Here is a 13,535-nt window from a genome sequence, read left to right as displayed (position 1 = left end):
GGAGATGTAGCGATGCCGCACGTCGCGATGGTGCTGACGCCGGGCTTCCAGTTTCTGGCGCTCGGAGCGCAAGCCGCGTTCGAACTGGCCAATGTCGTGGTGGAGGAACCCTTCTACACGCTGGGCATCTACTCGGTGGAAGGTGGACCGGTCGCATCATCCAGCGGCTTTGCCGTGCCGACCGAGCCGCTTTGCGACGCTGGAGCGGTCGATACCTTGCTGCTGATGGCCGGGCTGACGCCGCCGCCGCTTCAAGGGGCATCGACGCTGGCGGCGCTCTGTGCGGCGGCTGAGTCGGCACGGCGGGTAGCGGGCTTGTGCACCGGCGCTTTCCTGCTTGCACAGATGGGGCTGCTCGACAGTCGGCGCGCGACGACACACTGGGCCTATGCAAGGCTGATGCGCGACGCCTTCCCCGGCATTCGGGTCGAGGACGATCGCATCTTCATCAATGAAGGAAAGGTTTGGACCTCGGCCGGCTTGACGGCCGGCCTCGATGTCGTCGTCGCAATGGTCGAGAAGGATCTCGGGCATGAAGTCGCCCGATCGATCGCCCGGCGGCTGGTTATGCATCATCGCCGCGCAGGGGGGCAGTCGCAGCATTCGGAGATGCTGGACCTGGCGCCCAGCAGCGATCGCATTCAGAAAGCCCTGGTCCATGCCCGCAGTCATCTCGGCAATCCGCTGAGGGTAGAGGAACTCGCCCAGGTAGCGGCATTGTCGCCCCGGCAGTTCAGCCGGGCGTTTCGCGCCGAAACCGGTCAGTCGCCGGCCAAGGCCGTGGAGCAGCTGCGGCTCGAGGCCGCCCGGCTGCTGCTGGAAGATACGCGCCACAGCCTCGAGGCAGTGGCGCGCGAGGTAGGGTTCATTGATCTGCGCCGCATGCGCGAGGTGTTCATGCGCAACTACGGGCAACCGCCCCAGGCGCTGCGACGGATGATGCGCGCCGCCTGATGCGAGAGATCAGCCGAGAAGCGTCAGCCGTTCCAGCGTCGGCGGCTTGGCCAACAGGGAGTCGAAACGGGCAGCCAGGCCGGTAAACGCCGGCGCAGCGGCATGGGCGTCCAGCGCGGCCTGGTCCGCCCAGGCCTCGATCATGACAATGACACCTGGATCATCACGGCTTTCATGCGCAAGGTAGGCGATGCAGCCGGGTTCTGCGCGGACCTGCGGCAACAGCTCCGTGATCACTTCGGTAAGCTCGCCTGCCTTGCCCAGATGGGGGACGAGGCGCGCGACCAGATGGACCACGGTACTGCTATCCGTTTCAGTCATGGCTCCAGACCTCCAGCACGATCTTGCCACGCGTGGTGGCGGTTTCAATCTGGCGATGCGCGGCGATCAGGTTTGCCGCATTGATCGGCGACAGCGTTTGCGTCAGCGTGGTGCGGATCGCGCCCCGGTCCACCAGCACTGCGACCTCGTCGAGGAGCTTGCCCTGTTCCGCCATGTCCGCCGTGTCGAACAGTGACCGGGTGAACATCAATTCCCAATGAACGGACACGGCCTTACGCTTGAAACTGACGATGTCGAGGCTGGCCGGATCGTCGATCAATGCGAAGCGGCCCTGCGGCGCGATCAGTTCGGCAATGTCGGCAAGGTGCCGATCGGTGTGGGTCGTCGAAAAGACGAAGCGCGGCGCATTGAGTCCGAGAGCTGCGATCTGCGGCGCCATCGGCCGGCTGTGGTCGATGACATGATCGGCGCCTAGGCTGCGCACCCAATCGGCAGTTTCCGGGCGCGATGCCGTGGCAATGATCGTGAGGTCGGTGCGGGCCCGCGCGATCTGGATCGCGATCGATCCGACACCGCCTGCGCCGCCGATGATCAGGAGGGTGGCGGGCTTCTCCTCCGTCCGATCCTGCACACGCAGCCGGTCGAACAAGGTTTCCCACGCGGTGATCGCCGTCAAAGGCAGGGCGGCCGCTTCGGCGACCGACAGGGTGGAAGGCGCGTGGCCGACGATGCGTTCGTCGACCAGCTGATATTCGGCATTGCTGCCATCCCGCGCAATATCGCCTGCGTAGAAGACCGGATCGCCGACCTTGAACCCGGTGACGTCCGGCCCGATAGCCTCGACGATGCCCGCCGCGTCCCAGCCCAATATGCGTTCCTCGCGGCCGTCGAAGGGGCTGGCGCCGGCGCGGACCTTGGCGTCCACCGGATTGACCGACACCGCCTGAACGGCAACCAGCAGGTCACGGCCGCTCGGCTCAGGGCGTGGCAGTTCCAGATCGAGAAGAGCGTCGGGCCGGTCAATCGAACCGGCTTGATGATAGGCGATGGCGCGCATGGGAGATACTTCCTTTTGCAGTTGTCCTCCCCATCTAGGCACGGTGGCAACGGGTGCCATACGCACAAAACCCGCCAATAGTGTCAAAAAGGATACCGTCGTTGTCCAAGGCCCGCCATTCCCGCCTCGATTGCACGCCCGGCTGCACCGTGGAGGCTGCCATCAGTCTGATCGACGGCAAGTGGAAGGCCGTGATTCTCTATCATCTTTAGGACGGACCTGTCAGGTTCAATGAACTGAGGCGGCGTAGCGGGACCGTAACGCAGCGCATGCTCACGAACCAGTTGCGCGAATTGGAAGCTGATGGACTGATCGAGCGCGAGATATTCGTTCAGGTTCCGCCAAGAGTGGAGTATCGCCTCTCAGAGCGTGGGCGCACCCTGACGCCGATCATCGACGCGCTAAAGGCATGGGGCGATGCAAATATGGACCTTTTCGCTCGCCGCTAAGTCCCCCTTGTCGGGTCTGCAAGCGGACTGTCTGCACCTGAGGAGCAAAAATTAAGCGCTGAACGGCGACAAAGGGTCGTTTGGCCGGGGCGGCTTTCCTCCCGGAAGCCGGACTTGCCTCAGAAGAGCGCTTCAAGGTATCACGCGCTGTCGGGAGGCGCGGAAGCTCGGCTTCAAGACCGCTTCCTGACACATCTCAGTCTAGGCCTTCGTTCGTCCTTGCCGTCAGTCTAGCTATATTTGCCCGGCGCAGGGCACTATTTCTATAGCGCCCGCGTGAGCATCTGCAGCGCGGCGGCATAATAGTCGCTCGACAGATCGGACGAAGTCCTCGCTCCCATGGCCCGATCCGCAACCGCGAGCCCGCCCGCCGACAGCGGATAATCCGCTGCCTGGCCTGAGAGCACATCGATCCACGCGGGTATCGCCTGACCCTTGCGTCGATATGCACGCCAATAATCCGTGACCGGCGCAGCGAGGCTCGCTCGGCCGCCTGCCAGCGCATAGAGCGGAATGCGGATGGCGTCGAAGCCGAATCGTGGCGGCTTGGAAGCAGCGGGCGCCAACGTTGGGCTCGCGGTCACATCTACCCAATCCGTAGGGAGCCGCCGGGAGCCGAAGCGCGCCGCCGCCAGGAGCTTTTCGCTGTCGCCGATGACGCCGCCCCATACTGTCGCGCCATCCAGTGCTTGGAATTTGTCGAATGCTGGCCAGATGAAATAGGAGGGGTTCACCGTCACCACATTGGGCGAGGAAAAACCTTCCAAGCCAGGGAGCAGCAGCCTGCGGCCAAAGCGTTCCACGACCAACTGGCTGAGAATGGCTGCCCTGATTTCCTCCGACCGGCGGGTGAAGGCTGGAGCACGCCATGCTTCGCCCGCCTGAGCCAGCGCCCAGGCGATGAAGATGTCGCCATCGGTCGCGTTATTCCGGTCCGCAACCGGGTTCGCCTGCCGCGGGTCGTAGCGCCACGCGTAGAGCGCCACATCCTTCCGCGCGAGCGTCGCCTCGGTCCAGGCGAAAATTGCATCGAAGGCCGCGCGGTCGTTCGCCCACAGCGCGAGCCACAGGCCGTAGCCCTGCCCCTCACTATGGCTCACACCGCCATTGCCATTGTCGATGATGCGCCCGGAACGGTCGAGAAACGCCGCCTTGAACCGAGGCCATAGTGCTTCGTGATCTGCCGTCCGCGTTTCGCCCGCTCTCGCGCAGGAACCTGTCAAAGTGGCAAGTGAGGCGAGGGTAAATGTACGCCGGTCAACGGCCATGCCACAGATCCAACGCACCCCCGTTATAGTCGATCCGGCGCGTCACTAGCGACGGCCCGCTGCCCAGCGCGCGGAACCAACTGTCATAGGCACCTTCCAGCAGCGCGCTGACAAGCTCGGGCCACAGTCCTTCGATATCGCCGTCAATGGCGTGAGGCAGGCCCTGATGTCGCACGACGATGCCGTCATCTTCCATGCAGAAGATCACATGGCCCCAGTCGAGCGCAGCCCAGAGCCGGTTAAGGCGTGCGCCCAATATGGTCAGATCCGTTGCTTCCTCGATCGGTTCGATCGAGGCCAATCGCCGCCCGACTGCGGCGAAGAAGCCCCGCGCCTGCGCGGGTGACGCCGTACCCCAGACCTCGCTGGCGGTAAGCGCCGTCAACAGCGCAAACACGCCGTTTCCGTCAGTCACATCATCTGCCGGCACTGGCCCGCGCGTTGCTTCATTCACCGATCGCCTCCAAGCGACTGACGAATCCCTATCATTGACCGGAACTCGTCATAATTGCCGAACGTGTTGATTCCCATCTGTCCTCCCACTCGCATAGAAGGGCTTACCCGATAGTAAATCGCACCGTCAGCAGAGAGCGCGAAACCCGTTTTGCTGATGGCGTCGTAGGTCGAACGCACATCATCATTCACAAGTTTCAACTGGTTAAGCAGCGCCTGCGCCGCGTCGCTGGTTGGATAGAGGTTGGCGGCTTCCTGGTCATAGCTCTGATAGCCGGGCGCGAAATTACCGCGCACCTCCCATCTGCTGCTGTCATAGGCATAGCGGAAGGGAAAGCTGACGCTCAGGAAGCTCTGCGGACTGAAATAGCCGCCATGGCCGTATGTGAAGAAATTCTGGTTATTGGCAAAATCCTGATAGTTGACGTTGATCCCGCCAGTGACCGATGAATTATCGCCGCGATAGAAACGCATGTATCCGCCGGCGTTCAACTGAATGCCCCGGTTGTTCCGAACATTCTCGCCGCGATAGCGATGGTACGCCGCGTCACCGTAAAAGCCCGAGCCATCCCGGTCATAGCTGAACGACATGCCGCCGCCGGTTCGCATTACCTGGCCCCAGCGCTCGCCCATGCCGTAAGGGCCAAACAGCCCCGGCACGTCCAGCAGCCGCTGGCCAGTCACCGGATCGCGTGCGCCCGCATTGGCGATGATGGTGCTCATCGCCTGTACGAGTTGAGGGTCCGTCGCCGGGTTGCGCGCGCCCGCATAAGATAGCACGCTATCCTTCACCGGCTGCCGTTCGAACCAGATCTTGCCAGATGCGGTAGCAGAAAAGCGCGGCGTCACCGCAGCATGCCACACTGCCTTGGTATCGCCAAAGCCGAGCGGCGTCGTGCCCGCCTCCAGCGTGATGAGCGGGCTCTTGTAAGAGGCGGACAGCGCGACGCCTGATGCGTGCTGCGTCCCGACGGCGGCGTTGCGTGGGCTCACCTGCCCGACGATCGCCGCCCCTTCGCTCAGCGCATTGCCGCCGAAGCGCGCGGCCCCCGATGCGCTGGGCGCTCCGCCATCCAGCACGACTGCCTCGGCCTTGGCCGAGATGCGGCCATTGCCGACACCAGTCGAGACCGCCGCCGATCCGGTCAGTTCCTTCAGATTGCTGAGCCCTTCTTCGCCGGACCGTTCGCGATAGGCTGTTTCGACGTCGGCGCGCGGCCCACTCTCTCCGGTGAGGGAGCGGATGTCATTTTCCAGCCGGGCTAGAACGGGATCGCCAATCGCTCCGCCGTCCGATGAGGGAAGAGCCGGAGACGCGCCAAATGAAGCGCCGCCAAATTGGGATGTGGCGGCCACTGGCATCGGCTGGCCGGGAAAGCCTGCGGGTGCCGAATAGGTGGGAAGGCGCGACCCGCCACCCAATGCGAAGGGGTTTACGGGGGCGGGCGCAACAGCCGCCTGCTGCGCGCGGAAAGGATTGCCGCCCAGGCTCGCAGAGCCGAACGGATTGGCGGCGGTCAGGACCGACCCATCTCCCATCCGCTGCGCATAGATTTCGCGTGCGCGCTTCAGGTAGCGAACCGCCGCGCCCTCATTGCCTCGCGCCTGCTCCATCCGCGCGGCGGCCATATAGACTTCATGATCATTCGGCATCTGCTGGATCGCCCGATCGACCGCCTGCCGCGCCAGCGCCGTATCCCCCGCCGCGCCCGCGGTATCGATGAGGCCCAAGAGAGCATCCCGATCGCGTGGCGATTGCGCGAGGATCAATTGATAGCTTTGCGCCGCCCGCGCGGGCATGCCACCCGACTGATAGAGCCGGGCCAGCGCAGACAGCACTTCCCTATTGCCGGGCGAGGCATTCCACGCCGACTGGAGAAGGTCGAAAGCGGGCGCATATTGCTGCGCCAGCCGGAGACGGTCCGCCTGCGCCGCCGTCATGCCGCCGGTAATCCGGCCAAGCGTCCGCTGCCCCTCGGGCGATCCGCCCGCCATCTGCGCTGCCCGTTGCAGCGCCGCCGTCGCCAGATCGTCGCGCCCGGCCTTGGCCAGTACGCGCACGACCGGCTCATAGCCATCGACGTCGCTTATTTCGCCGGAAAGCGCCTGCTGCGCCAAAGCCGCTGCGCCGTCAGGGTCGCCCAAATCGTAAAGTGCATCGGCGATCGCGGCCTGCCGCGTGGCCGAGACCCCAGGCGTGGCGCTCAACTGCTGCAACGCCGCGCGCGCCTCTGCCTGCCGCCCCAGGGCGGCAATGTCGCGGGCGCGCTGGATCGCCTGATCGGTTTTGATCCCCACCGCGAAGCTGCGCATCTGGTCCGTGCGCTGCGCTTCGGGCACGCGGTCGATCAATGCTTCAGCTGCCGTCCGCCGCTTGAGAGATGCAGTGATGAGCGCGGCTGCATAAAGCGCGTCCGGGTTCGACGAATTGGAAAGCGAGCGGACAAGCGCGTCGGCATCGGAAACGCGCCCGCGATCGATCATGAAACGGGCATATTCATAACGGATCCACGGGTCATTCTGGTCGAGCAGCAGCCCCGACTGAAACTCCTGTTCCGCCGTCACTTCGTCGCCGCGCGCCATTGCGGCGAGAGCGCGGCCCCGTGCCGCACGGCTCTTCAACCGGAGTTCGGATTCGCCTGTCGTCGCCCCCTCATTGGACGCCTGCCGATAGATGTCGGCGGCATCGGCATAACGGCCCTGCCGCTCATAGATCGTTGCGAGCAGTTCCAGAGCCTGTTGCCGGTCGGCATGGCCGGACCGCACCAGAGCCTCGGCCTTCGCCTGAGCCTCGGGCAAGCGCCCGGTCGCCAGAGCCTCTCGCGCATCGCCCAGATCGCCATAGAAGCGGGCCGTGCTGAGCGCTTGTGCCCATTGCGATGCGTTGCCCCGGCGCGATGCTTGCTCCAGCAGGTCGCGCGCTTCGCCGAAGCGATTCTGCCGCAGCCGTACGAGCCCTAATCCGCCCAGCGCGTCGGCATCACCCCGATTGCGGTTCAACGCCCGCTCGAACAAGGTCGCCGCTTCGGCCAAATCGCCGCGGTTGAGTGCGCGAAAACCTGCCGCCCGTGCGTCGCCGCCACTGTCCCTAGGCGTCGCTGGACGAGCCGGCGCGGCTGCCCTGGCCGGCTCGCTTGCCGCCGGGCCGCGCTGCTGCTGCGCCGAGGCCGGCGCGGCAGAGCTTTTGGATGCAGGACGGGCCGCTGCGGCGGGCTTGCTGTCTGCACCGCTCAAGCCTCTCCGCGCTTCGGCATTGGCCGGGTCGAGCGCCAGCGCGCGACGATAGGCCTGGTTGGCCAGGTCCTGTCGACCCTTGGACCGCCAATAGCGGCCCTGCTGGATCAGCGCGGCGACACCCGGCACTTCGGCCAACGCCACCGTCGGCATGGCAACAGAAGCCAAGAGGATGGTCGCCAGCGACCTACGTATCATCATCGTTCCGTTCATGCTTCATCGGCTCCGTCCAGGCGGCGCTTGGCTTGCCGGTTGAGGTAAAAATAGGCAGGTCCCGCGAGGAGGAGCGCCAGCAGCAGGCCGCTCGCGGCCATCAGGATGGGTCGCTGGCTGAACCAATAGGCGATACGCATCCAGAAGGGCAGCGATCCTACCCAATAGGTCGGCCCGATCGCAAAGCTGGTCATGCCGTCACCGTCCGTCACCGCCAGATCGCCTTGGATCTGCGCGTTGATCTTGGTGTCGGCCATGCCATTCACCAGCTGCGGCAGCATATTGGGATCGTCGGCGAGCAGGGCTACAACGCTCCGCGCGCCATCGAAGGGAGACTGGAAGCCGACAATGCCCGAAAAACCATGGGCATTGTAGATGATCTGCTGCGCGTCTTCCGGCTCGGCGCGAGCGTCCAGGGAGAAAAAGCTCTGGACATTCTGCAACGGGCTGCGCTCTGCCACCTGCAGGGCGCCGTCGTGGAAGCGGACCGGCGATTTGCCGAAGATCTGCTCAGATCCGGCCAGCATACTCGCGCCCACCACCAATATGTCCTTGCCCTCCAGCTCGGACGGCTCGACCTGATCTGTCACGCTGACGCGAGTAGCGGGCAGGCCGGTGGAATCCGCAAAGCGCCCCATCATCCCCAGAAACGCCTCGATCGCGCCAGCCGAGCGGTTGCGCCCCATGATCACCACCGTCTCCGCCAGGTCAGGGCGGATGGTGAAGGGATAGCCGGCGCCCGCGAAGGTGGCGAGGTCCGGCATCTGCAGCGCATGATAGGCATGGCTGAAGTCGATCGTACTCGTGGGACTGATGCTCACCCGGACATTTTCGGGGAGCGTCCCCTCGCATTTCTTCTTGTTTGCGAGGAGGAGGTTATAGTCGAAGATCAGCTCATTTTGGCCGAACAGATTGTAACGCGGCAAGACGAGAGAGGCGCGGCTGTCCTGCGACACCGGACCCGCTCCATGAAAGACCTGATCCCACCAGTCGCCGCCCGCGACGGGAAGGGTGCGCAGATACTGATTGTTGATCGACACATCGAGGCGCGAGCCACGCTTGTCGAGCCAGTCAGCGGTTGGATAGCGGTAGCGCAGTTCCATCAACCCACCCTGGCGCGGCCAGAAGAACAGGTCGGGGGTGATGCGGAACCGCGCCGTCAGCGGGCCGGGTGGGAGGCCAAGGCCCTGCAAGGCGAAGGCGTCGGTGATCTCACCCAGACGCACTGGCCGGTCGGTGCTGATCCAGCGCGGCGCGGAATAGCGCGGGTAAGAGGGAATGCGCACATTGTCGAAGGCCATCTGCGCGCCGCCGAACACACCCCTGCCGCTGGCGATAGCTGCGGCGGCTAGCTTCAGTTCCTGCGTATTGCGGCCCATGACGACCAGCAGGTTGCTGAAATTGTCGCGCGGATTGCGAATGATGGCGACCGATGGCCCACGCACCGGCATAGTCACGCCTGCAACCGGCCGATTGCCGAGCAGGAAGACGATGGCATTGCCTTGCGGCAGCTGGTTGAAGACCGGCTTGAAGGAAAAGCCGCGATAGCTCGCCATGCCGCCGAACCAGGATGCGACGCTCGCTGCCGCCTCCAGTTCGCCATTGCTGGGGCTTCCTGCAAAGACAAAAGGCAGGCGGAGCGGCAGATTGTCGCTGCGGTCGAAAAAGGGCCCTGGCAGGCGTGCAAGGTCGGGAGACAGCGGCAGCGTCTGCACGGTCAAGTCGAACCAGGACCGCACATTGCTGATATTGGCCCAAAGCGAGCTGTGGAACGGGTCTTCGCAATCGCGGGTGTAATGACCCAGCAGGCGCAGGTTCAACCGGTTGTCGCCCGGCAGGAAAAGGGCTGGGTTGATCGGCACGGTGATCGCCTGGCCATGCGCATCGCCAGGCCGCAGCGGTAGCACCTGCACGACTTCGCCGTTGAGCAGCACGACCAGCTGGCTCATGTCGCCTAGCATAGCGGGCGACCAGGCGAGGTTCAGCGTCAATGACGCCTTTGTCACGACATCGCTGCGCCGGACGCCAAAAGGAATGCCGATCTCGCCCCGCGTGCCCTGCAGCCGGATAGGCGACTTGACCTGCAGGTCACGGAAGCTCAGCCGCTGCTGCCGTGCTCCAGCGGACGGGGCAGGGGTGGCGGCGGGCTGGGCGGCGTCACTTGCGGGGACAGCCGCGGGTTGCGCTTCCGCCTTGGGTTGCGGGGCCAGTAGTCCGACCCCTAGCAGTACCGCCGCCGCCGAAGTCTTCATCGCGGCGGCAGTTGCCGCGCGCAGCCGCTTGGCCGACCTTCGTTCGCTGCGGTTCAGCCGGAACAGACGCTTCAAAGTTACCAGATCGACCACGATGATATCCCACAAGGAACGCAGCCCCGAAACGGGCGCGGGAGGAGTTGTCGGTTGCCACGCGTCCGCGCGGCCCAGAATGGCGCGTACCAGATGCCGCGCGAGCGTATTGTCCAGCGGCTGGAAGCGCAGGAAAGCCTGGCCATGTTCGCTGCGGATCGTTTCAACCGGCAGCGTCAGCTTTTCGTCGCCCATCGGCAGGGAGATATGCGTGACCGTGCGGTCACGCAGCGTCACATCCTGCGGCAGGGTAATCGCGGCGCCGCCCATCGACAGATCGATGGTTGTCGCTTCGAACACATGACCGTCCTGCACATAAATGGTGACGGGGACCTTCGTCTGGATCCGGATATGTTCGCGCGCTTGCCGCGTCTCGCGGGCGACCGATACCGCCGCCAGCAGGATGATGAGGCTGAAGACCGCCCAGACCGTGTTGAGCGCCAGCGTATCGCCCTGGATGTTGAACAGATGCGGGAAGAAGACCAGCTTGACCAGGCCCAGCACGATGCCCAGCACCATCAGCGCGATGCAGATGAGGTGCGGCTTGACCGTAGCCAGATCGAAATAGGTCCGGTCGAGCAGGCTGCCCTTGTCCGTCACGTTGAACTTGCCCTTGCGGGGTTGGAACAGCGTGATGATCGTCGCGGGCACCAGGTGGAAGGCAAGGAGCGTCTCGTAGATCTCACCCCAGAACGGCCGCCGGTCACCCCCCTGCGCACGGGCGCCCGATACCATCGAACAATAAAGATGTGGCGCGGCATAGGCGAAGATCAGTGACGCCGATGCATGGATGATGTTCTGGCCGAAGATCAGATAGGCCAGCGGGCTGGTCAGGAACACGATGCGTGGCAGTGGAAACTGGAAATGCAGCATCGCGTTCAGGTAACAGAGCCGCTGCTGCCACTTGAGCCCGCGCCCCAGCAGCGGATTGTCTATCCGCAGGATCTGTGTCATGCCGCGCGCCCAGCGGATGCGTTGGCCGATATGCAGTACCAGCCGCTCAGTCGCGAGGCCAGCCGACAGCCGCGCGCTGATATAGGCAGTGTTCCAGCCCATGCGCTGCAGCTTGAGGGCAGTGTGGGCATCCTCCGTGACGGTCTCGCCAGCAAAACCGTTTGTCTGCATCAGCGCCTCGCGCCGGATCAGTGCGCAGGAACCGCAGAAAAAGGCTGCATTCCAGAGATCGTTGCCGCCCTGAACGGGGCCGTAGAAAAGGTCGCCTTCGCCCGGCAGATCCTCAACCGTGCCCAGGTTCCGCTGCACCGGGTCGGGCGAATAGAAATGATGCGGTGTCTGCATTAGCGCGAGTTTGGGATCCTGCTGGAACCAGCCGACCGTCATCTGCAGGAAGGCGCGCGTCGGCACATGGTCGCAGTCGAAAATCGCGATCAGGTCGCCATTGGTCTTCTTCATCGCCGCGTTGAGATTGCCCGCCTTGGCATGAAGATTGTCTGCGCGCGTCAGATAGCCGCAGCCCACCTGGCGGGCGAAGGCGCGAAAGTCGGCCCGACGTCCGTCATCCAGAATGAAGACGCGGAAGCGGTCAGCCGGATAATCCATGTCCAAAGCGGCGAACACCGTGTTCTTCACGATGGCCAGGCTCTCATTATAAGTCGGGATGAAGACATCAACGAAAGGCCATTGCTCTGGCTCGCCCTCAATCTCGACCACTGGCCGATTGAGCGGCCAGCTCGTTTGCAAGAACCCCAACAGCAAGATGACCCAGGCATAGATTTCGGCGAGATAAAGACCGACACCGAAGAAGAATTCCGGGAGGGTGCCGAACTCCAGCGTCTGGGTCGTGCGCCAGAACATGTAGCGCGTCGATACTAACACCGACAATATTCCCAAGGCCAGCGTCGCCTTGCGCGTGTGCGATCGGCCCAGCACGATTGCACCAACAATGGTGATGGCCGTGAACAGCCATTGCGCTTCCAGATCGAGCGGAACGCCGATCACGAGAAGGGTCAGGACAGTCGCGCACAGCAAAGTGAACGCCTTGGCGAGCGGCGATGACATGAATTTCACGACAGGCTGTCCGCCTCTGCTTCGATCCCAGCGCGTGTCTCGATGCGGCGGGCGATATGAACGATGTCGGCGAGCGCGGCGCTGGCGGGGGCATATTTGCCAATCGGCTCGAACATGGCCGCCGCTTCATTGACCGCCTCGTCGCGCCGGATTGTACCGATCAGCCTGTCGCCGAGCAGTTCGCGCAAGAAGATGTGGGTGTGCCGCGAGAAGCGGTGCGTATCATCGACCTTGTTCAGCGCATAAACGGTGCGCGACAGTTCGACCGTCGGCGTTCCTTCCTGCACCTTTGCCAGCGCGGCGAGGGAGACCGGGTGGGGCAGCAGCGTGCAAATCTGCAGCTGCGCATGCGACATTAGCAAATCCTTCAAATCGTGGTCGGCCGACGCCACGTCGGCGACGTAGATTTTCCGTCCGGCAAAGGGCGGCCGCTCCCCTCGCAGCGCCGCCAGGAAGGCGGGGTCGCGGCCGAGCCGGTAGGCGGAGCAAAGCTCGACCCCAGCCACCGCCAGCCCTGTGCCGCCGCTAGTAAATTCCGCGACATTCTGGTTGGGAAGCAGTCCGAAATACAGTTTCAGCGCGTCCTGATAGGTAAAATCCAGGGCGACGACCTCGTGCCCGTTCTGAGCAAGATGCATGGCAAAGTGAGCAGCAACAAAGCTGGTCCCGGTCCCGCCTTTGGGCGAATGGCAAAGAATGAGGGGCATCAGCGGCGGTTCTCCGCATCATCCTGCGACAGGCGGCTAAGGAAGGAGCGCAGGTCGTTGTGGTAAACGGGCGCGGCAGGGGTGTGCCGTTCCTGCGCATAGCCGTCGAACAGGCCATCGTTTCTTGGAGGCGCGGCCGGAGCCTTGGCGGCTGGAATAATGTCTTCGACATTGCGGGCCGCAAGCGCCGACAGCGGGCGGCCGACAATCCTCTCGTCGGTTAGCAGAGCTTCGAATATCGGCCACAACTCCATGTCGGCGAAGCTGTCGGTAAATTCTCGATAGCGGAAATCCTTGCGCCCGAGGCGCGCTAATAGATTGGCAGCATCAGACCGCATTTGTGAGAATCCCCTTTGTATCGCCCCATATATATCTTTCGTTAAAAATGACTTATTCATCAACCACTAATTCCATAGCGGAAGCTGACTGCCCCAAGACGGTACAGAAATGAAGGATGGTACAGATATGGCGGACGCACAGCTGGACAGTGCCCGCTCTGGTTATCCCTCAGGCGCTACAGAACAGAGAAAAAGCCAAGTTTGTTG

Annotated in this window: 9 protein-coding genes and 1 pseudogene; 2 read left to right on the top strand and 8 right to left on the bottom strand. The window is 63.6% G+C overall.

The features are described 5' to 3' along the window. Positions 1-12: 12 nt before the first annotated feature. A complete protein-coding gene (locus ACZ5Y5_RS15455; RefSeq protein ID WP_464811387.1) occupies positions 13-954 on the top strand; it encodes a GlxA family transcriptional regulator in 942 nt (313 codons plus the stop codon). 9 nt (positions 955-963) lie between these two features. Here ACZ5Y5_RS15455 and ACZ5Y5_RS15450 read toward each other — a convergent pair whose 3' ends face one another. Together ACZ5Y5_RS15450 and ACZ5Y5_RS15445 are read right to left on the bottom strand one after the other, a co-directional pair. Further along, positions 964-1,275, bottom strand: a complete 312-nt coding sequence (locus tag ACZ5Y5_RS15450; protein ID WP_464811386.1) for a putative quinol monooxygenase — start codon at positions 1,273-1,275, stop codon at positions 964-966. Beyond that, positions 1,268-2,293 carry a zinc-binding alcohol dehydrogenase family protein gene (locus tag ACZ5Y5_RS15445; protein WP_464811385.1) on the bottom strand — a complete coding sequence of 342 codons (1,026 nt, stop codon included), beginning with the start codon at positions 2,291-2,293 and terminating at the stop codon, positions 1,268-1,270. The genes ACZ5Y5_RS15450 and ACZ5Y5_RS15445 overlap by 8 nt, the downstream gene beginning before the upstream one ends. A 101-nt stretch (positions 2,294-2,394) precedes the next feature. Between ACZ5Y5_RS15445 and ACZ5Y5_RS15440 the strand changes: the two are divergent. Continuing rightward, positions 2,395-2,742 (top strand): annotated as a pseudogene (locus tag ACZ5Y5_RS15440) (winged helix-turn-helix transcriptional regulator). A gap of 263 nt (positions 2,743-3,005) precedes the next feature. On the opposite strand, the gene ACZ5Y5_RS15435 reads toward ACZ5Y5_RS15440, so the two are convergent. From ACZ5Y5_RS15435 to ACZ5Y5_RS15410, 6 genes are read right to left on the bottom strand one after another with little or no spacing between them, the layout of a single operon-like run. Next, a complete protein-coding gene (locus ACZ5Y5_RS15435) occupies positions 3,006-4,010 on the bottom strand; it encodes a glycosyl hydrolase family 8 (protein ID WP_464811384.1) in 1,005 nt (334 codons plus the stop codon). Beyond that, a complete protein-coding gene (gene bcsD, locus ACZ5Y5_RS15430) occupies positions 4,000-4,425 on the bottom strand; it encodes a cellulose biosynthesis protein BcsD (RefSeq protein WP_464811383.1) in 426 nt (141 codons plus the stop codon). Before bcsD ends, ACZ5Y5_RS15435 begins: the two co-directional genes overlap by 11 nt. A gap of 35 nt (positions 4,426-4,460) precedes the next feature. Then, entirely contained in the window at positions 4,461-7,910 is a 3,450-nt protein-coding gene (locus ACZ5Y5_RS15425) for a cellulose biosynthesis protein BcsC (protein WP_464811382.1), read from the bottom strand. Continuing rightward, positions 7,907-12,274 carry a UDP-forming cellulose synthase catalytic subunit gene (gene bcsA, locus ACZ5Y5_RS15420; RefSeq protein ID WP_464811630.1) on the bottom strand — a complete coding sequence of 1,456 codons (4,368 nt, stop codon included), beginning with the start codon at positions 12,272-12,274 and terminating at the stop codon, positions 7,907-7,909. Before bcsA ends, ACZ5Y5_RS15425 begins: the two co-directional genes overlap by 4 nt. 5 nt (positions 12,275-12,279) lie before the next feature. After that, positions 12,280-12,990 carry a cellulose synthase operon protein YhjQ/BcsQ gene (locus ACZ5Y5_RS15415; RefSeq protein ID WP_464811381.1) on the bottom strand — a complete coding sequence of 237 codons (711 nt, stop codon included), beginning with the start codon at positions 12,988-12,990 and terminating at the stop codon, positions 12,280-12,282. After that, positions 12,990-13,328 (bottom strand): hypothetical protein, encoded by a 339-nt coding sequence (locus tag ACZ5Y5_RS15410; protein ID WP_464811380.1) that lies wholly within the window; start codon positions 13,326-13,328, stop codon positions 12,990-12,992. Before ACZ5Y5_RS15410 ends, ACZ5Y5_RS15415 begins: the two co-directional genes overlap by 1 nt. Between the last annotated feature and the right edge of the window lie 207 nt (positions 13,329-13,535).

Source organism: Sphingobium sp. TomTYG65 (genome assembly GCF_055395525.1).
This window is presented reverse-complemented; position numbering and strand designations above follow the sequence as displayed.

Coding starts and splice junctions, on each gene's coding strand:
- ACZ5Y5_RS15410 (WP_464811380.1), bottom strand. CDS start 13,328: ATGCGGTCTGATGCTGCCAATCTATTAGCGCGCCTCGGGCGCAAGGAT.
- ACZ5Y5_RS15450 (WP_464811386.1), bottom strand. CDS start 1,275: ATGACTGAAACGGATAGCAGTACCGTGGTCCATCTGGTCGCGCGCCTC.
- ACZ5Y5_RS15425 (WP_464811382.1), bottom strand. CDS start 7,910: ATGAACGGAACGATGATGATACGTAGGTCGCTGGCGACCATCCTCTTG.
- ACZ5Y5_RS15455 (WP_464811387.1), top strand. CDS start 13: ATGCCGCACGTCGCGATGGTGCTGACGCCGGGCTTCCAGTTTCTGGCG.
- bcsA (WP_464811630.1), bottom strand. CDS start 12,274: ATGTCATCGCCGCTCGCCAAGGCGTTCACTTTGCTGTGCGCGACTGTC.
- ACZ5Y5_RS15445 (WP_464811385.1), bottom strand. CDS start 2,293: ATGCGCGCCATCGCCTATCATCAAGCCGGTTCGATTGACCGGCCCGAC.
- ACZ5Y5_RS15415 (WP_464811381.1), bottom strand. CDS start 12,990: ATGCCCCTCATTCTTTGCCATTCGCCCAAAGGCGGGACCGGGACCAGC.
- ACZ5Y5_RS15435 (WP_464811384.1), bottom strand. CDS start 4,010: ATGGCCGTTGACCGGCGTACATTTACCCTCGCCTCACTTGCCACTTTG.